Source organism: Enterococcus sp. DIV0213h, assembly GCF_051711285.1.
GTDB lineage: Bacteria > Bacillota > Bacilli > Lactobacillales > Enterococcaceae > Enterococcus_D > Enterococcus_D casseliflavus.
This window is the reverse complement of the sequence record NZ_JBIOMH010000001.1, coordinates 1176258-1198088: the sequence shown is the minus strand read 5'-3', so window position 1 is coordinate 1198088 and position 21831 is coordinate 1176258. Positions and strand designations below refer to the sequence as shown.

The window sequence follows — 21831 nt, the reverse complement described above, 5'->3', positions numbered from 1 at the left end:
TAGACAACCCTTATTTCACTGAAGCACTGGTGACCGCATCTGCTGCAGGTGCGTCATGAGTACTGGCACTAGTGACCGCATCGGTCGGTTCTTGGTGCACAGAAGCACTGGAAATGGCGTCTTCATTGCCGACAAGTTTTTGTCCGGTTTGTTGCAAATACCATTCGATGATTGGTTTGAAATCAAGGATGTATTCGTTGATCCCCGCATATTCGCCGTTTTCATCGTGCATCGCTTGATAATTGTGGACGATGTATTTTTCTGGCACCTGTTTCGGCACATGGACCCGAACCGCGTCGGTCGCTCCACTGCGCAGCTGTTGGATCACCCACTCAACATTTTTGAAGGATTTTTCAGGATGGCATTTTGCTAATGGATTGCCGACTTGTCCTGGCACACGTGCTGCCAGCATATTTTGGGCTTCTTCCCGCAGATTGTAATACAAGAATTGGTTGTTGCTATCGGCAAATGTCAATTCCATCGGCATCGAATCTAAGAAGTAATTGATCTGATCGACTGTCAGCAAGCCGCGATTTAGTTTGACGTAGGTATTGCCAGAAACGGCACCGACTGCTTCAGCGGCTTTTTCCAGCCATTGATCATCATACATATCCACTCCTTCCACGGTTGTTGCGATTTTCCCTGTGGCGTAGAGGTCTTCGGCCGGCAATTGTTTAGGACCCGCTAAGGCAGAAACGACTTTGATAAATTGCAAGAAGCTGTTGATCGTCGCATCTAAAAAAGCAACCGTTCGGGCATCGATCAAATCACCCGCTTCATCGAAAGCTTCTTTGGCTTTGCCCAACAAAAACTCATTCCCTGGCATCACTAAAGCATTGACTCCCGGTGCGTCCAAAATCTGGCGCAGATGCAGCTGGGCCCTTGAAGTTCCTTGATCGTAGTAAGAGGCACCCACGATCATTACTGGTTTGTTTTCCAGAGGATGGATCTTGAATGAAAGCCATTCTAGCAAGCTTTTCAGTCCTGCCGTCACGGTATGGTTGTGCTCTGGTGTAGCAATGATCACACCGTCTGCCATCAATAATTGCCGATTCAAACGCTGGATGGCTGGGCTTTGGGTTTGATCTTCCTCTTGATTAAAGAGAGGAAAGTCTTTGATCTCTACAAGTTCTAACGTGAATTCCTTTTTGTATTGCTTTTTGATAAAGTTCAGCAGCTGACGATTGGTGGAGACTTCAGCGGCTGATCCGACGATTCCGATCAATTTCATTGTCTTTACGCTCCTATCTTTTGCGATTAGATGGTTTCCCATGAAAATTCAGCAGCTTCTTTTTGATTGGCGGCATGGGCGTGCTGCAACTGGCTGGTAATTTTTACAAATAATAGAAAATCGTTGAACAGTCCTTGCAGTTTTTGGGTCTGCTCTTCATCGATCAAGTTGCCTTGCTCGTCAAACGCTTGCAGCGAATGACCTAAGAGAAATTCAGAGCTAGGCATGATCCGTGCTTTTAACTCTGGAGAGTCCAGAATCTGTCTTAGATGGGCTTGGGCACGAGAAGAACCTAACGTCCCATAAGAAGCACCAGTGATCATCACTGGCTTGTCAACAAACGGGAAAATTCCATAGGACAACCAGTTCAGGGCATTGATCAACGCTGCGGGTACGGCATGATCGTATTCTGGTGTACTGATGATCACACCGTCTGCTGCCGCGATTTTTTCGGCAAGCTGGGTTACTTGTACGGGCAACTCCTTTGATTCTGGTTTGTTGAACATTGGAAGATCTTTGATCTCGACTAGTTCGATCTCTGCCTCATTGGCAAACATTTTTTTCATAAACTGCAACAACGTGCGATTGGTGGAACGAGTGGCATTGGTTCCCACGAATCCGATAAATTTCATGCTGTCTCTTCCTTTCTGGTTGGGCTATCTTAAAAGTCTTGCCTGAATGCCTTTAGAGGCGATGACTTCATTTTCTTTGGTTACGATGATTCCTTCGATTTCTGGCTGCTGCTGAATCTCTTGTAAAACAACTGGAATGGGCTTGCCAAACAAGCGCGAAGTCCAGATTTCCCCCAGTAACGATGTCGCTGCAACGATCGTGATGCTCAAATACCCACATTCGATGGGAAAGCCACTCTTAGGATCAATCAAATGATGATACGTTCCTTCAGCGGTGGTCAAGACCCGCTCATAGATCCCCGAAGTGACGACGGTTTGGTCCTTGATTGGCAGAATGCCCAAGGTGTCTGCCCGACCGCCTTTGGGATCTCGGATCCCGATCCGCCAATGCCCGTCCGAATGATTTGGTGCAGCGCCGAAACAGACAATATTTCCGCCTAAGTTGATCAATCCATACGCTGCTCCACGGGCTTGGCAATGGGTGCGTAACTTATCAGCGATGTAGCCTTTTGCTAATGCTCCGAGGTCGATCCTCATTCCAGCTTTTTTCAAAAAAACCTTGCCTGCTGCCAATTGGATCTGTTGCGGGTCTGTTAGCGCAAGCAATTCTTTGACCTGCGTCTTTGATACGATGCGGGCATCTTCAAACCCGATGCGCCATGCTTGGACCAGTGGACCGATGGCAATATTCAGCTGACTGTGGGGAGCACAGCTATGATGTTTGCCGATTTCGATCAGCTGGTACAATTCTGGATCAAGCACAAGCCCCTTTTGTCCTGCCAACTGATTCAGCTGATTCAATTCCGATCGCGGATCATTGGCACTAAAGCGATGGTCGTATCCTTTCAGCTGGGTCTCCAGCTCGTCCAGTACACTTTCTGGTTTTGTATGAGCGACTTTTAACTCAATGGACGTGCCCATCCGCTGAATCGTGCGAGCGGCTTCTCTCACTGCTGCCTTCATAGAATCCCTTCTCCTAAAAACGATATACCTCAAATTATGTTAGTTTTTTCACAATTAAAGAATACTCCCGATATATTTTTTTGTCAACACGATTATATATTTTTTTATATAATAGAAATTCAAAAAAGCAGTCCCTTCGTCGAAAGGACTGCTAGCTATCAAGCATTTGCGCAACAAAGCTTTTTTTTCGAAAATATATTTTTAATCGATCGTTTCCTCGATCGATTTTAAATGCGCCAGTAATTTTACGTTTTTATTGATTTTGGCATATGCTCGTGCATCGTGTAACATTTCCAAAATCGTTTCTTTCGGCTGTTGTTCACGAATGGCATTTTCGGTCAGTTGGGCTGCCGCGCGAGCCAAGTAGTAGGTCAAATGATTGTCGGAACAAATCGCCAACACATAATTCAACAAGGTATCACTAGTTTCCAAATCATCGACTTTCGCATAAAAGACGCCGCAATGAAAGACGATGTTCAACACCCGCCACGTGTCTTCGATCGTTTTGATCGGATAGGTATAAATTTTCTCAAAGACCTTCGTCACATAAAACTCAGCCTTTGCCCATTCTTCTTCTCTGGCATACACCAAACCGATCCCAGTATACGCTAAGAGATCAAACAATTCCTCCGCCGTTTCATTCATCAATAATTGATCGAATTGAAACAAGACATCGGTAATCGCAGCTTCATTAAAAATCATTTCAAAGCCTTTTAAATAATCATATTGTGCTTTTAATGCTGGTTCATCGATCAGCTTCACTTCAATTTGACTTAACAATGCAGCCAACTGTTCATACTCGCTTGTGATCAAGTAGAATTCGGCTTTTGCCAATTCTTCTTTGATTTTGGTCGTTGCGACATTCATGGAAGAAAACAAGTCGACCAATGGCAAGCCGATCCGATTACACAATTTGATCAAAATTTTGAGGGACGGTGCCTGACCGTTGTTTTCAAATTTACTCAAAGTGGCTTGCGTACAGATTCCTTCCGAAAGTTCTTGCTGCGAGAAGCCCGCCTGTTTCCTCGCTTCAATAAATCGTTCAACATTCATCGCCTTGCTCCCTCCCATTGTCGATAAGACACTTGTTTTTTTCGTAAGCCGTCCTCAACTGCTGGGTCAGCTTGTCACAGATGCTGCGTTTTTCTTAGAAAAATCACCTTTTGCGATGGCTTTGTCCGTACAATAGTGGCCTTTGCCATGGGTCTGACGGACTTCCGCCAATTTTTCTTGGATCATCTCGAGGATCACCATGAGGTTGTCTTCATTGGCAACAAAGTCCAATTGATCCCCATCAATTTGCATTTTCGGACAAACGTCAAAGTTTTCATACCATTCATCGTACCGCTGATTTAATTCTTTGTAATAGTCGTACAATGTCGGATCGTTGGCAATTTGTTCATAGGAACGCCCACGTTTGTTGATCCGTTCAATCATTGTATCCAAGGAAACCTTGATATGAACCATTAGATCTGGATGCTTCAACGGCGCTGATTCTTCCAATTCCCGCAGCATCGTGTTCAACAGGTTATCGTATTGTTCGACTTCCATCGGTGCGATTCGACCTAGATCCGCATTTAGATGAAACATCAAACTATCCTCATAGATGGAGCGGTCAATGACATTGTCATCATTGGACAAAGCTTCCCGCATCCCTAAAAAGCTTTTGTTTAAGAAAAAAATCTGCAATAAAAAGGCGTATCGTTCTGGATTGGAATAAAACAATGGCAGAACATCGTTGTCCTCCACGTTTTCATAGAAAGGCTTCGACGCCATTTCCTTCGATAAAAAATCAGTCAAACTGCTTTTTCCTGCCCCGATCGTTCCTGCGATTAATAACACATTCATCATCCTTTATTAAATATAGTCACCGACAAATGCTCGGTGCGCCATCGCTTCAAAATCATACGCTGTTCGCGCCGCCAGATCAGTCAAATACGCTTGCACCGACTCCGTCAACATCAGATTGACCGCCGCGGCTTTTTCCTGAAAAGCGATCACTGGTTTATTTCGTACGTGTGCTGCGCCGATTTCAAAGGCTGTTCCCGGATCGGTGATCCCTTCATGGTCATCCAAAACGGCAACGACGACGTCGGCTCGTGTCAATTCCAGCATGTCTTTTTCGAAAATTTCTCTTGCCCATTCTGGTGTATTGGGTTCAGATGAACCTTCTTGATACAAACGCGGCGAATAGACCGCCAAGGGCTGCGGGTTTTCAGCTAAACTGCGTTCTACCTGTTTGAGTCGGGCGACTTGTTCGTTTGAAAAAAACGGTCCCGCTAAATAGACATGCTTCATCCTGCCAAGCACTCCTTTCCTGACCCCTTCGCAGCCAATCGTTGGATCAACGACTCAACGTCAGATAGGAAAAAGAGCGTTTCAGACAGTTCAGCCCAAGCAAAGCTGGAAGCTTCAAACATTTTTAGCAGCGGCTTTAGTCCATCATTTAAGCCTTCGGTCATCAACACACCGATCGGCTTGCCTGACAATGGCCCAAGAGTCGTAAAAGAGCATACTGATGACAACTCCTCTAGTGTACCAAATCCACCAGGTAATACAAGGTAGGCATCGCTCATTTCCAGCAATTGTTGCGTTTGTTCCTCCCTCGTATCCGTATAGAACTCGGTATAGGTGCTTGATCCAGCGACGATTGGTGGCAATTCTTCTGCAAAGGAACCTGATGGATAGATCCCTGTCACTGCGCCTTCTTTCTCAAAGACACCTTTCACGATCTCCCTCATCAAGCCAGCCAAAGGGCCGCAATAAACCAACTCGATGTGATTTTTTGCCAAGGCATTGCCGATGGCACGAGCGGTCTTTGCCAACTTTTTCTCATTTTCTAAACGGGTCCCGCAACATACAGTTACTCTCAAAAACAACAGCTCCTTCTTCACTACACCTGCTATTTTACACAATCTCTTAAAAAAGTAAATACTATATATTGTGCTTCTTTTAGATAAAAACCGTTCTATTCACTATATATTGTATATAGCCGTTAGCATCTTTTCACTTTTCCTTAAACGTTACAAACCTTGAAAATAGCAGAAAAGAAAAAGTAGAATCAGCTTTCATCGATTGTCTCAGCCCTCTTTCATCCCACATAAAAAAACACGACGCAGCTGGGCTCGTGTTTTTTTATCCATCACTTTTTTTCTCTTGTCCAAGCAAAATTCAGCAAAATACTGCATAAAAAATTTATTTTTCGTCAGTGGCTGCTTTCAGTTTTTTCAAATCTTCTTGCTCGACAAAAAAGGTCACTTCTCCTGTTTCTAAATCGACGGATGCTTTGACTTCAACCCCTTTTGGGAAAAACTTGCTGGCATCGGTCTCGATTTTCAAACGCATCGTTCCATCTTTCAATCCAGCGCCATAGGTCATCGTACGAAAGTTCTTTTTCATTCCTGCTCGCTCCTTTTTTAATAGCTCATCGACACTGCACCCATAAAGGGTACTCAGTTTTAATAAGTTCAAACTGTCTGGTACCGTCTTGCCGGTTTCCCAATTTGAGATCGATGTGCGGGTCACTAAAATTTTTGTTGCTACTTCTTCTTGGCTCATTTGCTGTGTGACTCGATGGTTCTTTAGTGCTTCCCCAATCGTCATTTTGGCCTCCTTCTTCTACCTTAACGCAGACCTGCTGTGATTTCTGTTCAAATCCATTGATATTACGGCATTGTCAAACAGTTTTGACAGGATTTTCTTTAACGAAATATCCGTGATAGCGGTTTTCTTTCTATCATAGATGAAAAAAGAATAAATGACTAGAAAATGATCTTCTTATTTTTAAGGAAACATTTGGCGAACGACCACGTCTTTTGTGACAGAATTTTTCCGATCTACTTCTTGCCCTTCAACGTGAAGGAGGAAAAAGCAGCATCTGCTCTAGTATACGGAATGAATGATCCCCTCATTTCTCTAAGCAAAGAAGATCCGCCAAAGCACAAAGGGCGCTATCGGTTGCTTCATCATCGATGGCTGCTTGCAGATAAAAAAAACAGCTGCAGATTTTCTCTGCAGCTGCTGTCTCTATTTTCTTCCTTCTCCGATTACTGAAAAACATTTGGGCGACTCTCAGTCCATCTCTGGGACAAAGCTTAATTCCCAATGAATGATGCCCGTATAGCTTGTGGCTTGCGGCGCAGCGTTGACAGGAACTTCTAGAATTACACTTTGATCCATTGTTTCTCCATCGCCAAAGCGTTGGATCCATGTCCCGCTGCCTTGTCCCTCTTCTGCTTTTGCCAAGATTTGTCTGCCTGTATTTAATTCACGGCTTTCCCAGTAAGTTGGGGCAGTGGAGGTATTCGAACCTGTCGTTGCCATGCGGATGTTGTTGAGTAGGAGCTGTACTCCCCGCAGCTGATGGCCTTCCTCACTGACAAACCCTGCTTCATCCATCCGCGCGCTCAGTGTCCAGCCGGTGGACTCCTCACGCCGATCAGAGATTTGAACATAATTTGGGCGTTCTCCACCAGCAGGATCATCCTCTGCATTCCGCAGCTTTTGCGGCAGTGCTGGATAATAGGCTTGACTCGAACGAATCGGCACGTGTCCGAAATCAAATTGCGAGATAAAGTCGATACTAATCAACCCTTGGTTTTCAGGAAGCGTCGGACGATTATCTGGATCAACATCTACATCAGGATTCAGAGGATCTCGAGGATCGACACCGTCTACGATGACGGAGGTCTCATTGCGTCGTCCATTTAAAAATGCCGTCGCAGTTACAACTTCTTGCCCGCGGAAATAGTCAAAGTCGTCAAATTGGGAGAGATCAAATTCAAAGGAGCCATCTTCTTCGGCAATGACATGGAACCATTCCGTTTCCTCTTCCCCCGTTTCAATGGGTCCAATCTCTGGTTCTGGTAAACTCAGATCCCTACTGAAACGAACGTACGCGCCGGGACTGGTTTCTCCCGTGATCGTATAGGAATTTCGTCGAGAGCGATCATTGGTCAAAGGATCAAGCGCGATCTCGACAGGAGGAATTCTCTCAAACAAGAGTCGTTGTGCTCGTGAAGCAAAGTTCACTCGAGCGTCTTCCGCTACATTGGGGTCTACTGCAGTAACCGTAGTGTCACTAGGTACTCCTCCTGGAGAATTCCAAGCCCCTGGACGAGAAAAAGTAGACCTATATCTTAAAATATTTTCCCAAGTATAGGTAGATTCCTCCGTTCTATTGTCACGATTCCACTGATGTATAGAATGATTCCATGCATCCAGTATCACATTTTGGAGCAAAGCCGTGTTCCCTGTAAGATTTCCAGTTTTTTGTAAGTTTACCTTTGCCGCATCATTAATATCCATCCTAATAGATGAGCTTAAAGCTTCAAGCCTATGGGCAGTCGAAATCAAACTATGTTCGGGTCTATGACCATCAGAACGAATATCTAAGGTAGCATCTTCCTTGATGGTCAAAACCCCACCCGAATGGTAGTAAATAATATGCTGATTTGTATCTTGATTCACTGCTTCAATTTCAAGTGTACTTCCCTTTCCGAGAGTAAGGCTGCTGGTATTCCCAAGTGGCATCGAAATAAGCGTTCTATTGTCCCAATTATCGCCAATATGGGTACGACCAGGAGAATAAATGCTTACTTTACTATCTTCTAACAAATGGATATGAGAAGTTACATTCGTCCAACCTTGGTTTGATATGGAAGCAAAATTGTGTTTTGCGGTCAAGTCAAGAGTTGAGCGTTCCCCAACCGTCATAATAGTATTCCCAGCAAAGTACAAATTAGCTCCAGCTGCTTCACCTGCAGCAGTCCCATTAGCAGTAATAGTTATTTTCGCATCGTCTCCAATAATAAGACTCGTATTCGGATTAAGATTCCGCTGAAGATCATAAAAATGAACATTTCCTGAGTTGATCGTTGAAAGTTCAACCGTCGCTCCATCCTTGATTTCCATACTGTTGATTTCAAAATTCGCTTGATTAAGATCATTAATGTCCCAGTTACCACGCCCTAGACCTGCGTCATAAGGAGACATTTGATGAGAAGACACATGCCCCGATAAAACAACTGAAGTATTTAGGGTATATAACAATTGATTGCCAATATGCGTAACATTGTGATAACGGATCTTTGAACGAGTCTGGTTAGCATCACTTATATTGTTAAGCTGTATGGGACCATAGAAATTCCCACTATAAATTTCCAAATTTTGAAGTGTAATGTCCCAATGGCTATTGGGTTCTACTGTACTATTATAAAAACATACCGACACTGATCGAAAATCGATTTTATGTTTCCCTTGTCCGTCGATGATTAACGTTCGAGAAATTCGCGACGCATTATGATAGAGGTAGGTAGGGTGTCCATTAGGGTTTTGATCCCCCCAATGGTCACTCATTATAACGTCGCTCAGTCCGTCTGCCGGACGACCAGGAGAGTCAAAATCATCTACCAGAAGGATATGGTTATATCTTGTGTCCTGTATAGCTCGCATAAACTCTAACCAATCGCTTACTTCTATCGTCCGAACATCATCCCCTAATAAATACAGATTGCCCGGATCATCGGCATCAAAGGGAAGCGGTTGACTCGTCTGCTCTGTTTGGTCAGGATCGGTTGTATCTGGCTGCTCTGCTTGGTCAGGTTCGGTTGTTTCTGGCTGCTCTTCGCTCTCGGGTTCTGCTTCCTCTCGATCGCTTTCTTGCGCTTCTTCCTGACCTTCCTCACCTTCTTCTGGCGAACCTTGGATTTCTACTGCCAACCGTTCTTCTCCTACCAGGACTTCGTAGGTTCCTTCTTCTTCAAAGGTTAGGGGCAAAAGCCAATTGCTCTGAGGTGTTTCGCTAAGCAGCTGCCACTGATCGGCTTCCACCTGTTCAATCGTCATTCCTTCGGGAAACAAGGAGGGCTCGATCACTGCCTCTGGCGGCAGAACCACCGCTACTTCGGTTACTGGCTGATGTGCCACGATTTCGATGGGGATTTTCTCCCCTAAATAGCCTTGCTTGTTGCTTGTTAAAAATTGAAAATCAACATCTTTTAAATCAGCCATTTCTTCCGCTGAAGAAAGCTCATCCTCTTCTCGTTCTTGCTCCTGCAGCGCATACAATGGCGCAATAAAAGTATCTCGTAAGAAGGGAAAACTCAACGGAATACTCACTAGCCCAATCACTAGGAGCAGCAATTTTAGCGGCTTCTTTTTCATTTTGTTGATCTCCTCCTTTCTTCCATTTTCTATGGATTCATGGCTTATGCCTTTGATTCGATTCATTGCGTTTGGCTTGTACAGCAATCAAGTATGCCTGCAAAGCAACTAGAACGCACAGCCTGCTCAATACTCGAAGCCAATATAGGGTTCCCTTCTTTAGAATACTCAGTCCAGCTCTGGGACAAAGCTTAATTCCCAATGAATGATGCCCGTATAGCTTGTGGCTTGCGGCGTAGCGTTAACAGGAACTTCCAGCATCACGCTTTGATCCATCGTTTCTCCGTCACCAAAGCGTTGGACCCATGTTCCGCTGCCTTGCCCCTCATCTGCTTTTGCCAAGATTTGTCTGCCCGTATTTAATTCACGGCTTTCCCAGTAGGTTGGGGCAGTGGAGGTATTCGAACCTGTCGTTGCCATACGAATATTATTGAGTAGGAGCTGGACTCCCCGCAGCTGATGGCCTTCCTCACTGACAAACCCTGCTTCATCCATCCGCGCGCTCAGTGTCCAGCCGGTGGGCTCCTCCCGCCGATCAGAGATTTGAACGTAATTTGGGCGTTCTCCACCAGCCGAATCATCCTCTGCGTCCCGCAGCTTTTGTGGCAGTGCTGGATAATAGGCTTGACTCGAACGAATCGGCACGTGCCCGAAATCAAATTGCGAGATAAAGTCGATACCGATCAACCCTTGGTTTTCAGGAAGCGTCGGTCGATTTTCTGGATCAACATCTACATCAGGATTCAGAGGATCTCGAGGATTGATGCCTTCAACGATAATGGAGGTCTCATCGCGTCGTCCATTTAAAAATACCTTTGCCGTTACAACTTCTTGCCCACGGAAATAGTCGAAGTCGTCAAATTGGGAGAGATCAAATTCAAACGTGCCATCTTCTCTGGCATTGACATGGAACCATTCTGTATCGCCGCCTCCCGTTTCAATGGGGCCGATCACTGGTTCTGGCATGCTGAAGTCTCTGCTAAAACGTACGTAAGCTCCGGGATCAGTTTCTCCTGTGATCGTATAGGAATTTCGTTGAGAGCGATTATTAGACAGAGGATCCAGCGTTACTTCGATAGGAGAAATCTTTTCGAATAAGAGCCGTTGCACTCTTGCCGAAAATCTATCTGAGGCCTCTGCTGCTATAGTGGGATCTAATGCGCTAACCGAGACATCGCTTCTATTCAGTACTCCTGCTTCATTAACACGAGCAAACAACCGCACAATATTATCCCATTCAAAATCAGGTTCTTCTATTCGGGTTCTAAGATTCCACCGCTTAATCGACTGATTGTTTACAGTTATTGCTGCATTACGGATCAAGGAAGAATTCCCTGTATCAGGACCATTTTTCTCTAAATTCACTCTTGCAGCATCATTAATAGTGATAGTTGAATTAAAGTGCCCGAATGAGATCAAATTATGCCCCAGTGTCCTGCTATTGGAACGAATATCAACGGTAGCATCTTCCTCAATAGTAATATGTCCAGATACAGGAAAATAAATAATATGGCTATCAGAATAAAGTTGATTGACTGCTTCGATAGCAAGCGTACTCCCTTTTCTGAGATGAATACTACTGCCAGGACCAGGTGGCATAGAAATAATATTGGTCCAATCATTGTTACTATTACTATTACGTCCAGAATTGAAGATTTTTAATGTGCTTTCCTCCAATAGATTGATCTGAGTAGTCTGAGCTGGCAGCAAACCACTAGTTGAAATAGCAGGAGAATTTCTTTTAGGTGCCAAATCAAGGGTCGCACCATTACCTACGGTTAAGATAGGACTATATCTAAAGAATATATTTGCTCCCCACGCCTCACCTTGTCCTGTACCATTTGCAATGATCGTAACCTCCGCATCGTCTCCAATCGTAAACGTTGGATTTGAACTATGAGGAAACCAAATATTTCCTGAATCGATTGTTGAAAGGTGAACTTTAGCGCCGTCAAGAACGTCCAAATAACCGACTTCAAAATTCGCTTGATCGGTAGCATTAATGAGCCATTCACCACGCCCAAGAGCTGCATCATAAGAATCCTTTTGAATAGAAGAAACACTTCCTGATAAAATAGCTGTCGATTGAAACCCATGAAACAATTGATTGCCGACATGATTGACATTATGGTACCGTATCGTTGCCGCCGCCTGATTGTCCGTTTCTAAGTCGTTATATTGTATAGGTCCAAAGTCATTTCCACTATACAGCTCAATATTCTGGAGGGTAATGTCCCAAGGGGTATCTGGATTGACTGTCATGTCATTAAAACCAACCGATACTGACCGAAAATCGATTGTATGTCCTCGTCCGTCGATAATTAAAGGGCGCGAAATCTCGGCTGAATTGAGATAAAGGTAAGAAGCTTCTCCATTGGGGTTTTGATCCCCAAACCAATCAATCATTTCAACGTTACTCAATCCTTCTGCAGGGCGATCAGGAGAGTCAAAGCTCTCGGTCAAAGCGATATAATTAACCGTTCGGGTTTGGATAGCTAAGAGAAGCTCTTGCCAATTAGTGACCTCTCGGCTTGACTCCTCCGTGACTTCTAACAGGTAGAGATTGCCTGGATCATCGGCATCATAGGGAAATGCTCCTCCTGGCTCTGTTTGATGCGCGTTTCCTTTTTGCTCTTCATTCTCGGGTTCTACTCCCTCTCCCTTGCTTTCTTCGGTTTCTTCCCCACTTTCCTCTGGGGAACCTTGGCTCTCTAGTGTCAGCCGTTCTTCTCCTACCATGACTTCGTGGCTTCCTTCTGCAAAAGTTAACGGCAAGAGCCAATTGCTTTGAGGGGGTTCGCTAAGCAGACGCCACTGGTCAGCTTCCACCTGTTCAACCGTCCTTCCTTCGGGAAACAAGGAGGGCTCGATCGCTGCTTCTGGGGGCAAAACCACAGCCGCTTCAGTTACTGGCTGCTGCGCCACGATTTCGATAGGGATTTCCTCCCCTAAATAGCCTTGCTTGCTGCTTGTTAAAAATTGAAAATCAGCCTCTTCCAAATCAGCCATTTCTTCCGTTAATGAGTGCTCGTCTTCTGCTTGCAGCGCATACAAGGGCGCAATAAAAGCATCTCGCAAGAAGGGAAAACCCAACGGAATACTCACTAGCCCGATCACCAGGAGCAGCAATTTTAGCGGCTTCTTTTTCATTACGCTGCTCCCCTCCTTTCTTTCATTTTCTATGGTTTAATTGGCTTACGCCTTTGATTCTGTTTGTTGTGTTTGGCTGGTGCGCCAGAGATTCGTTCAAACTAACAAGACAACACACGAACGAAGCGCATAAAGCAGCAAATCTTTTCTGTCTTGCTTCCCTTAAAGCAAAACAGTGTGTTTCTTAGGTAAAGCGTCAAAGAAACTACGCATTGGCGTCGCTTCGAACATTTGGTTTTAAAAGAAAAAATCAGCGCTTTCTTATTTATAATTGCTGAAAACAAGTCCTAATCCACGATTGTCTCTTTAAGTATAAGGGACAGCTCCGCAGAGCAAAAATCAGGATATTCATCAGTCAAGGAAATCCTTGCATGGCGGCATTCCCTATTTCTAGATCAGGAGGGTTCATTGAAGCGAAAACGTCCCACTGTCGGTTTCAGATAATCAAAGCGCATACCCTTCGACCTCGTTGCTCCTATACAAAAAAACATCCGTCAAAAAGCAGTCAGGCTGCCTTTGACGGACGTGTTCTTTCCTTGATTCACTTTTTTTGTGACAACCACCATAGGGGCGAAAAATCGCTTAGCGGTGGATCGTCACTTCTTTTTTGACTTCCACGGTGATGCGGCCATTTTTGATGACCATCAAACGTTCAGGAATATCGATCAGCACATCGGCTTTTCTCTGAGTATCTAAAAGAATCAAATCTGCGCGGTTGCCAACAGCGATTCCATAGTCTTTGATATTTAATGCTTTGGCGGTATTGGTCGTAATCATTGGCAAGACCGTCGGCAAGTCATCGGCGCCGCCTAAGTGTGCCACTGGCACAGCCAACATAGCGATTTGGATCAAATCCCCATTGCCATAGGGCGTAAAGGCGTTTCGGATATTGTTGCTGCCTAAGCAGATATTCACACTAGCATCACGTAGTTTGCGAATCGGCGTCACGGCACGGCGAACGTTGTAGGCATCGTTTCTAGCACCTAAGTGCAAGTCGGTCGCTGGCAACGGCATCACATTGATTTGGGCTTTGACCATCAAATCGATGACTTCTGCCAGCTGATCCGGTTCCATAGCGTGCAGCGCAGTCAAATGACCTACTGATACCCGACCTTGGTAGCCTTCTGCGATGGTTTTTTCACACAAGTAGACGATCGATGTATCGTCTGCTTCGTCGGCAAAATCTTGATGCAAGTCAATGTCTTTATCAAAACGTTTGGCGATCTCAAAGATCAAGTCGATGTGTTCATTGGCTGGCGCATCATTGTAAGGAATGCCGCCAACGACATCGGCGCCTTTTTCCATCGCTTCGATCATCATTTTATCCGTCCCTGGGGCTTTAAAAATCCCTTCTTGCGGAAAGGCAACGACCTGAATGTCGATCAAGTCGCGGTATTCTTCTTTTAAGCGCATGATGGTGTCAAATCCAGTGAAGCCTTGTGCTGGATCAAATTCGGCATGGGTGCGCACAGCAGTCGTGCCATGTACGATCAGCATTTCTAATGCACGTTTCGCTCGATCATAAATATCTTCTTCGGTAAAGGTCGGTTTCAGCTTTGCCGTAACTTGGATCGCTTCTTGCAATGTACCTGAATTATTGGGCTCACGATCGGCGATCAAGGCTTTGTCTAAGTGGATATGGCTTTCGATCAATCCAGGGATCACCACTTTGCCTTTCGCCTCAATCGTTGTTGCTGCTGATTCTTCAATGTTGGGTGCAACTGCGGTGATTTTTCCTTCTGAAATTGCAATGTCTACTAATTCTGCATCGTCTTCAAGACGTGCTTGCTTGATCAATAAATCCATGTTTTCCTCCTATCCATCAGCCAAACACTAAGCCGATGACTAATAATAATACGGCTGCTAAACTCAACCACTTCACGTTTCCTTTGACTACATCCAGAATCGGAATTTGGAAACCAGAAGATAAAGCTTGCATCGTAATGTTGACAAAACTCATTTGACTGCCGAGGCCAACCCCCATCGTTACAAAGCCAAGAGCTAAGACTGGGAAGCCTAATGAAACGGCAACTGGTAGCACGAGTGTTAAAACGGAGCCGACATAGGCACCTGCGGGAATCCCAATCAAGACACCCGTCAAGATCGCCACGGGAACGACGATCGCTGCGGGGGCATTTTGTGCCGCACCGGCAATTACAGCAAACGTCCCAGTTTCAGCGATCACGTTGATGAAGGCTAAAAAGATCCCCACTTGGAACAAGCGGGTCAAAATATACGTGGATCCGTCCACCATCGCTTCCACCGATTGATTCATCGAAAAGTCGGTACAAACAAAAATCAACGCCAACGTGACCACCATATAAACTAGCGGTGTAAAGAGGACAAAGCCGATCAGGTCATTGATCAACGGGCCAAAGATGACCGCAAAAAGCAAGAAGATCGCAGGCAGTGTCGTTTTGAACAATTCGCCATTGCTTTTGTTTTCGTACTCTTGGTTGGCTGATTCTTTGAAGCCTAGATGACGACGCTTGGTTCCGAAGAATGCCAATAAAATCGCCAAACCAACGAATAACAACCAAAATGGGCGCATTTGATCGACGTAAGAAGCGACACTAAAGCCGCCTAGTTCAGACACGATACTAGATTCCAAAGAGGCAGGAGAGGTCGTAAAGGAGACCGCTGCCGCTAACGACATCGCTGCGATCAATTCGGGGACCACCCCAACTGCCGCAAATGCTAACGGTGCGATCACCATTGCACTCCCGCCGCCGATCCCAGACATATAAGTCGCTGCTGCCAATAAGATGACAATAAAACCAGCCACATATTCCACTTTTCCTTTGGTTCCTCTTTTGGCTAAGGTTAATGCCGCCGTATAACTACCCGCTTTGAAGACCGCCATCGCTACAGCGGAATTGATGATTGGCACCGTAATACTCAACATCGTCGGAATAGCTTCCAGCAGTTGCGAATTGGCTTCAGCTAAACTGATCCCGCCAATAATCATCGCCAAGATCCCAGCAATCAAGCCAGCAATGATCATATCTACTTTTTTAAAGAGCAAAACCAGCACTAACACTAATGGAATCAGTACTAGAAATGCTTTGACTCCTGTTGGTGCGACGATCTCATTGATCGCTTCTGCCGCAAACACTGTTCTTTCTGAAAAGATAAAAAGAATGAGAGCCATAAACAGTGAGACGAACGTTCCCTTTTTTTTCATCACATTTCTCCTAACTTATATGAACCTTCATATAATAAATGTTGTGTTGCTATGGGGTGTTGCCGATTGTTTTTTTCGCTGATTTTTCTCTGGTGTTTCCCACCTTCTTTCCTCGAAGAAAGGAATCAAGCAAAAGACACCTGCTTTTTCGACCTTTTTCGCCACTTTTTCTTTCTCTATTATAATTCTTGTTGTTAACGCTTTCTTTGGACATTATTCTAAAATAAATCTACGTTTTTTATCCAATTGGCTAAAAGCGCAGAAAAAAGCGCGGCTTGTGGAGAAAAGAGCCTTCATTTGATCCTTTTGCCCTTTTCTCGGAGCCCCGCTTTTTTTAGTGATCTTCTGTTTATGATCGTTTTTTTCCTCGGTTTGTCCAGCGTTTCAGCCGATAAAAAAGCATCAGTTGTTTGCGCGCTCGCTTGATCCGCTGGTAGCGCTTTGGCTGTTTCTTGTAAAATGCTTGATGGTAGTTTTCCGCTGGCCAAAACTGCGTGGCCTTGCGGATCTCAGTCACGATGGGTTGCTGATAATAACCAGATTGGGCTAGTTCCTTTTTGGCTCCTTGCGCAAACACTTCCTGTTCAGCAGTCGTATAGAAAATGATTGGGCGATAAAAATTGCCGCGATCTTGAAATTGTCCGAAAGCATCTGTCGGGTCTGTCACTTGCCAGTACAACTGCAACAAGTCCTGATAGGTGATGATTTTGGGATCAAAAACGATCTCTACCGCTTCGACATGCCCTGTTGTTCCGCTTAGTACTTGATCATACGTCGGATTCGGGACTGTTCCCCCGGTATACCCCGACAAGACGGAAAGAATGCCCGGCTGGTCTTCAAAAGGCTCTACCATACACCAAAAGCAGCCGCCAGCAAAAATAGCTACTTCTTGTGCTTTTCCACCTGTTTCGTTCGGCTCCACGGAAACTTCTGCTGGTTGGACTTTGCTTGTTTCTTCATTCCTTGCCTTTTTCGGTGCTGACTGGCTGATTGTTTGATAAAACTCTGCGACATTCGGGGTCAGATTGTTTCTCAGTGCCAAAGGACGCAACGACGCTTCTAGTTTTTCCAAAACCCGTCTGGTCTGTTGGTCTTCAAGGCTATTTGACGATTCCTTTTCGTCTTTGCCTGCTTTTTGTTTGGTCGCCAGCTGGGTTTCCAGGGTATTTTTTGCTTGCACCAGTTGTTCTCGTTCCCACTGTCTCGTGCCAGGATGCAAGATCAAATTATAGATTTCTGACAGCCACGCCATCGTTGTTTGCTTCATCACCATTGCCCCTTTGCCTCATGAAGGAGCGACTCTCGCTCCTTGTTTGGTTGCACTGTACCATAGTTTCGCCGATTCGCCCAATTTGATGCCCAAAAAAACGTTCGAGAGAAATCCTCGAACGTTTTTGGCTTTTGTATGGGTTGGTGCGTAATTGGTTCGCATGCATCCTTTGAGGAATCAGCTCAGTATCATTGGTGGGTACGCAACTGGGCATTCATTTTTTTTAGAAACATTGAAGCGGAATGAGTTAGGATCATCAATTTCAAAGAGTGATCAAGAACCACTCAATGCAAATGAACCTTTGCCTTTGTTAGTAAATACGCAATTTTTCTACAATCCGTTTAAATAGTCATCGGTTTTCATCACCGTAGAGAAAGTTTCCAACGCCGATAAAAACGCTCGTTGAACAGCTTCCGCAGGAATTTCGTGTGCTTCAAATGTTAATGCTTTCGTTGCCGTGGCATCAGAAATCAGTATGGGCTGATAACCGAGCTCTTTGCTAGCTCTTGTGGTTGAATCGATGCACATATGCGTCATCATCCCAGTGATGATAACTTGTTGAACACCTAAAGAGTCTAACGTCTCTTTTAAATTTGTTTCAATGAAGGAGTTAGGAAAGTGCTTTTCGATAATAATAGAAGAATGCGTTGTTTTTAACTGTTCATGCAGCAGCACACCTTTGGTCCCTCGTTCAAAAAAATCAGCTGCTTCTTGATCGTTGATGTGTTGGATATAGACGATCGGGAGTTGCTTCTCGATAAAAGACGCTTCTAGTTTATTTATGTTCGCAAGCGCCTGTTCAGGGGAATGAAGGGCCATTCTTCCTTCTTTAAAATAGTCATTTTGGACATCAATAATTACTAAAGCTTTTTTCATAGAATCACCATCTCTTTTCTTATTTGTTATAATCCAGTATAAATACATATGACCCTACAACAAAGCGTCTCTTGAAAAAGATAAAGTCAATTCACTTTCATTATGAAAGGAGGAACCCTTATGGACATCATCGATGAACAAATCCTAGCTATCCTGAAACACAACAGCAAATTATCGAACAAAGAAATCGGCGAAATGGTCCACCTGACGGGACAAGCCGTGGGCAATCGGATCTTGAAATTGCAAGATGAGGGAATCATTCAGCGATTTAGTATTGTAGTAAACTACCCAAGTACGCAATACATCCGGTTTTTTATGGATTCAAATCGCTATACAGCTTTTGAAGCCTTCGTGAATCAATACAAAGAAATTGAAGTCTTTCATAAAGTTTCGGGTCAAGCTTGTTATCTCTTGGTCAGTCATTTTACAGATGTAACCTTCCCTTTATTTATAGAGAGTCTCTCAAACTGGGGCAGGTATAGTGTAGAAACCTTTGTGGCTGATAAACTCAATCATGGGGATGTTTGATGTTAGCGGCTGTGGGCTAGTCCTACAGCCATTAGATTCCTTGATAAATTTATCAAAGACGTAATCGTCGAAATTTTGGCAATGATGCCCAGCAGTAGCGTGCCGAATTCAAACATCGCCAAGCATAAAGTATTAAGACTGCTAGTGCAGACACAAAAGCGCCCCCGTTGCCTTGTTTATAAAAGCATCGTTCAGGATCATGGGAATGGAGCTAGTATCTTAAAGATTGTACGGTGTATAATGTTACGAGACAAAGCGTTTATAGAATAAAAGAAAACAGCATGGTCAACATCGATTAGATGAGCATGCTGTTTTTATTTACTTACTTTTTGAAATACTGTTCTAACTTTCATCAATAACTCATCAACCAAGTGCTCATGCGCTTTTTCCAAAAAAACACACGCGCTGGCTTCATAATCAATTGTCGTTAATTGATCTAACAATACTTTTCCTGTTGTCTTCATGCCATAATCTGGATTAATACTTACATATAACGGATAGTTTCTACTTGTACTAGAAATCGGAGCAACGGTGGCAACGTTACTATAATCTGCAATCATGTCATGACTTAAAACAATATAGGGTCTTTTTCCCGTTTGTTCATGTCCAGAACGAGGAGCTGTATCCAATAACAAAATATCCCCTTGTCTAGGTTTTCTTACCATTTTTCATTCCCTACTGCTTCACCTAAATGTTGAATTACCACATGATTTTTCTCAGCAGAGTAATTTTCAAATAACTCTTCAATCGTTAACTCGTTTTCTAAATTTGCTGCTTCGATGATTAGCCGTTTATGTCCGTTTACTTCTTCTTGTATTATCTTCACTTTGTCATCAGTATGAATGCCAAGATACTCCATAATGTACTTTGGCAATCTAAGACCGTTACTATTACCCCATTTTTTTATAGGTAACATTTCCATGAGCAACACCTCTTTCTGTATATACATAGTATAACATATACCGCGACAGAGTATATACATAATTATCCTTTTTGGTCGATTCACCTAAATTCCATTAAAAAGAATTGTTCTTAAAAGTTTACTCTGCTGTGCTAAATTAGTATCTTTATGACCTAACTAATAGAGCTACTAAAGGAATTGTGAAATGAATGGAAAAATCATCATTATCTATACCGTACAAGAGTTTTTTTAATGAATCTAGGTTGGATATTTGATTGCAGAAAGATTGGGATACTTTGTAAAACGTAGCTGTATTCCACCTAAGGATTTAGACCATCAAACTGATAAGATTCTAAATAACATTTTAGAGCAGAATCACCGATTATTTATAAAACGAATTCCTAAATCCTACGAGCAGGAAACGCCATTCCAAAAGGCATGATTGAAGGTCTGTATACACTAGATAGACAAAGTCGAAGCGACGGAAATCACTCCGACTATTTTTTGTAGGAAAAATCTAATGAATTGTTTCTAGCAGTATAAAAGAAACAATTAAAAACTGGAAAATTCACTACTTTGACGAATCTTTATAACAAAACCATCTATCAGTTCTTATTGACAAAGAGTCAATAAGTCTGCTTATCCTTATAACTAATTTAAGAGCAAATTGTTTTAAGCTTCTTGCACCTTTTCATTTTGAACATTGCTTGCTACTTCACCGGACTTTTTTTCGATGCGGTTTCCTAAGCGAATAATCAATAATACGACAGCCATTAAGCCGCTAATGGCAATCCCGGCAAAATAAGAGTTTGCCCCTGCTGAAATCTTGGTTGCCGCAAGCAGCATCGGTGCTGCGAAACCGGCTAAAGAAGAAATCAGGGTGTTCATCGCGATAGCTACCGGAAATTGTTGATGATTAGCTAAAATGGATAATTCAAATGGAATCGTCGCATTGACCATAACAATCCCCATTCCTGAGAACATATTTCCAGCAATATGCAACGCAGGATTATTGAAAAAGACGATACAAATATAAGATAAAGCGAAAGCCACAAAGCCCCAGGCCATCGTATCTGTTTTAGTAATTTTGCGGATATATTTCAATCCAAAAGCGGTACAAATTCCTCCGACATTTCCTAATGCTGTGACCATTGCCGTATACGCTGTACCGTTCCCTTTTGAAGCTAGCAAAATTGATTGATTTGCCATAAAGATCATTAAGCAAAGCGAAGTCACAAAAGTCACGATCAACATCACATAAACATAGCCATTCAAGCTTTTTACCGTTTTACCAAAACTGATTGAACGCTGGTTAGAGACTTCCTCTTCAGATAATTTTCGATCTTTGGGCACTAAAACTAACACAACAACTAAAATAAGAATCGCTGCCCCATAAACCCAGAATAGATTTTGCCAATTCGTACTGCCTAACACACCGCCGATCGCAGTAAAGCCCATCATTCCTAAATTGTTAAAGCCTACCGCCCAACCCATGACCGCAGCACGCTCTTCACCATCAAAATGTTCTTGCAGTAAAACTGGTCCAACATTACTGATTAATCCTAACCCAAAACCTAGAGCGATCATACATGCTAAGATAATATTCAGACTGCTGTTATAAAAAACTGGCAGTAAGCCACTAACTGCTACGATAGCTACTGAAACGACCCCAATATTTTTTCTGGTCATTTTATAGGTTAACCAAGTAAAAAGTAACGTGGCTATCAACTGACCAAGCTGAGGAATGGAACTAAGCATTTGTACCTTAGAAATAGGTTCTTGAGGGAATGATTTTGAAATTGCGGCAATTGCCGCACCCACAACCGAGCCTGACATCAACAAAAGATTCATACTTAAAATACCTAAGGCTAGAGATAATTTTTTCTTATTCATAATAATTGCACTCCTTTATATTTTTTGTTTCCGCTTTCA

18 protein-coding genes and 1 pseudogene are annotated in these 21831 nt (G+C 43.6%); 2 read left to right on the top strand and 17 right to left on the bottom strand.

Translation table 11 applies throughout. The features are described from left to right. Nucleotides 1–10: 10 nt before the first annotated feature. The 14 genes from IGI77_RS05445 to IGI77_RS05380 all read right to left on the bottom strand — a co-directional run bounded on the left by IGI77_RS05445 (nucleotide 11) and on the right by IGI77_RS05380 (nucleotide 18470). Nucleotides 11–1231 carry an NAD(P)H-dependent oxidoreductase gene (locus IGI77_RS05445; protein ID WP_167822968.1) on the bottom strand — a complete coding sequence of 407 codons (1221 nt, stop codon included), beginning with the start codon at nucleotides 1229–1231 and terminating at the stop codon, nucleotides 11–13. A 26-nt stretch (nucleotides 1232–1257) separates the two neighbouring features. Then, complete coding sequence (locus IGI77_RS05440; protein WP_005225450.1) at nucleotides 1258–1863, bottom strand: NADPH-dependent FMN reductase; 606 nt, start codon at nucleotides 1861–1863, stop codon at nucleotides 1258–1260. Between the two features lie 24 nt (nucleotides 1864–1887). Continuing rightward, complete coding sequence (locus IGI77_RS05435; RefSeq protein WP_438769648.1) at nucleotides 1888–2826, bottom strand: FAD:protein FMN transferase; 939 nt, start codon at nucleotides 2824–2826, stop codon at nucleotides 1888–1890. A gap of 201 nt (nucleotides 2827–3027) precedes the next feature. Beyond that, nucleotides 3028–3879, bottom strand: coding sequence for a helix-turn-helix domain-containing protein (locus IGI77_RS05430; RefSeq protein WP_208773389.1), 852 nt, complete (start codon nucleotides 3877–3879; stop codon nucleotides 3028–3030). Nucleotides 3880–3945: 66 nt separating this feature from the next. Further along, nucleotides 3946–4668 carry a deoxynucleoside kinase gene (locus IGI77_RS05425; protein WP_005225447.1) on the bottom strand — a complete coding sequence of 241 codons (723 nt, stop codon included), beginning with the start codon at nucleotides 4666–4668 and terminating at the stop codon, nucleotides 3946–3948. A 15-nt stretch (nucleotides 4669–4683) separates the two neighbouring features. Continuing rightward, the gene (locus IGI77_RS05420) at nucleotides 4684–5124 is read right to left on the bottom strand and encodes a nucleoside 2-deoxyribosyltransferase (protein ID WP_159160270.1); all 441 of its coding nucleotides are present in this window, start codon (nucleotides 5122–5124) and stop codon (nucleotides 4684–4686) included. Continuing rightward, nucleotides 5121–5699 (bottom strand): LOG family protein, encoded by a 579-nt coding sequence (locus IGI77_RS05415; protein WP_438769647.1) that lies wholly within the window; start codon nucleotides 5697–5699, stop codon nucleotides 5121–5123. The genes IGI77_RS05420 and IGI77_RS05415 overlap by 4 nt, the downstream gene beginning before the upstream one ends. 322 nt (nucleotides 5700–6021) lie before the next feature. Next, nucleotides 6022–6429 (bottom strand): helix-turn-helix domain-containing protein, encoded by a 408-nt coding sequence (locus tag IGI77_RS05410; protein WP_016613633.1) that lies wholly within the window; start codon nucleotides 6427–6429, stop codon nucleotides 6022–6024. A gap of 468 nt (nucleotides 6430–6897) precedes the next feature. Beyond that, complete coding sequence (locus IGI77_RS05405; protein ID WP_438769646.1) at nucleotides 6898–9990, bottom strand: WxL domain-containing protein; 3093 nt, start codon at nucleotides 9988–9990, stop codon at nucleotides 6898–6900. 168 nt (nucleotides 9991–10158) lie between these two features. Next, entirely contained in the window at nucleotides 10159–13140 is a 2982-nt protein-coding gene (locus tag IGI77_RS05400) for a WxL domain-containing protein (RefSeq protein ID WP_438769645.1), read from the bottom strand. A 582-nt stretch (nucleotides 13141–13722) separates the two neighbouring features. Next, on the bottom strand, nucleotides 13723–14946 hold the full coding sequence (locus IGI77_RS05395; protein WP_438769644.1) for an amidohydrolase family protein: 1224 nt from the start codon (nucleotides 14944–14946) through the stop codon (nucleotides 13723–13725). 16 nt (nucleotides 14947–14962) lie between these two features. Then, nucleotides 14963–16324, bottom strand: coding sequence for a hypothetical protein (locus IGI77_RS05390; RefSeq protein WP_005225442.1), 1362 nt, complete (start codon nucleotides 16322–16324; stop codon nucleotides 14963–14965). Nucleotides 16325–16673: 349 nt separating this feature from the next. Further along, nucleotides 16674–17597 carry a peptide-methionine (S)-S-oxide reductase MsrA gene (gene msrA / locus IGI77_RS05385; protein ID WP_438769643.1) on the bottom strand — a complete coding sequence of 308 codons (924 nt, stop codon included), beginning with the start codon at nucleotides 17595–17597 and terminating at the stop codon, nucleotides 16674–16676. Nucleotides 17598–17924: 327 nt separating this feature from the next. Then, nucleotides 17925–18470, bottom strand: a complete 546-nt coding sequence (locus IGI77_RS05380; RefSeq protein WP_438769642.1) for a cysteine hydrolase family protein — start codon at nucleotides 18468–18470, stop codon at nucleotides 17925–17927. A 120-nt stretch (nucleotides 18471–18590) separates the two neighbouring features. On the opposite strand from IGI77_RS05380, the gene IGI77_RS05375 reads away from it, so the two are divergent. Both IGI77_RS05375 and IGI77_RS05370 read left to right on the top strand, forming a co-directional pair. After that, complete coding sequence (locus IGI77_RS05375) at nucleotides 18591–18998, top strand: Lrp/AsnC family transcriptional regulator (protein WP_015509250.1); 408 nt, start codon at nucleotides 18591–18593, stop codon at nucleotides 18996–18998. Between the two features lie 165 nt (nucleotides 18999–19163). Next, nucleotides 19164–19297, top strand: a pseudogene (locus IGI77_RS05370) (helix-turn-helix domain-containing protein); the annotation flags it as partial. A gap of 15 nt (nucleotides 19298–19312) precedes the next feature. Here the strand turns inward: IGI77_RS05370 and IGI77_RS05365 are convergent. The 3 genes from IGI77_RS05365 to IGI77_RS05355 form a co-directional block, all read right to left on the bottom strand. Then, a complete protein-coding gene (locus tag IGI77_RS05365; RefSeq protein ID WP_368742374.1) occupies nucleotides 19313–19663 on the bottom strand; it encodes a type II toxin-antitoxin system PemK/MazF family toxin in 351 nt (116 codons plus the stop codon). Next, nucleotides 19657–19920 carry an AbrB/MazE/SpoVT family DNA-binding domain-containing protein gene (locus IGI77_RS05360; protein WP_008379103.1) on the bottom strand — a complete coding sequence of 88 codons (264 nt, stop codon included), beginning with the start codon at nucleotides 19918–19920 and terminating at the stop codon, nucleotides 19657–19659. Before IGI77_RS05360 ends, IGI77_RS05365 begins: the two co-directional genes overlap by 7 nt. A 651-nt stretch (nucleotides 19921–20571) precedes the next feature. Continuing rightward, on the bottom strand, nucleotides 20572–21792 hold the full coding sequence (locus tag IGI77_RS05355; RefSeq protein WP_395997091.1) for an MFS transporter: 1221 nt from the start codon (nucleotides 21790–21792) through the stop codon (nucleotides 20572–20574). Between the last annotated feature and the right edge of the window lie 39 nt (nucleotides 21793–21831).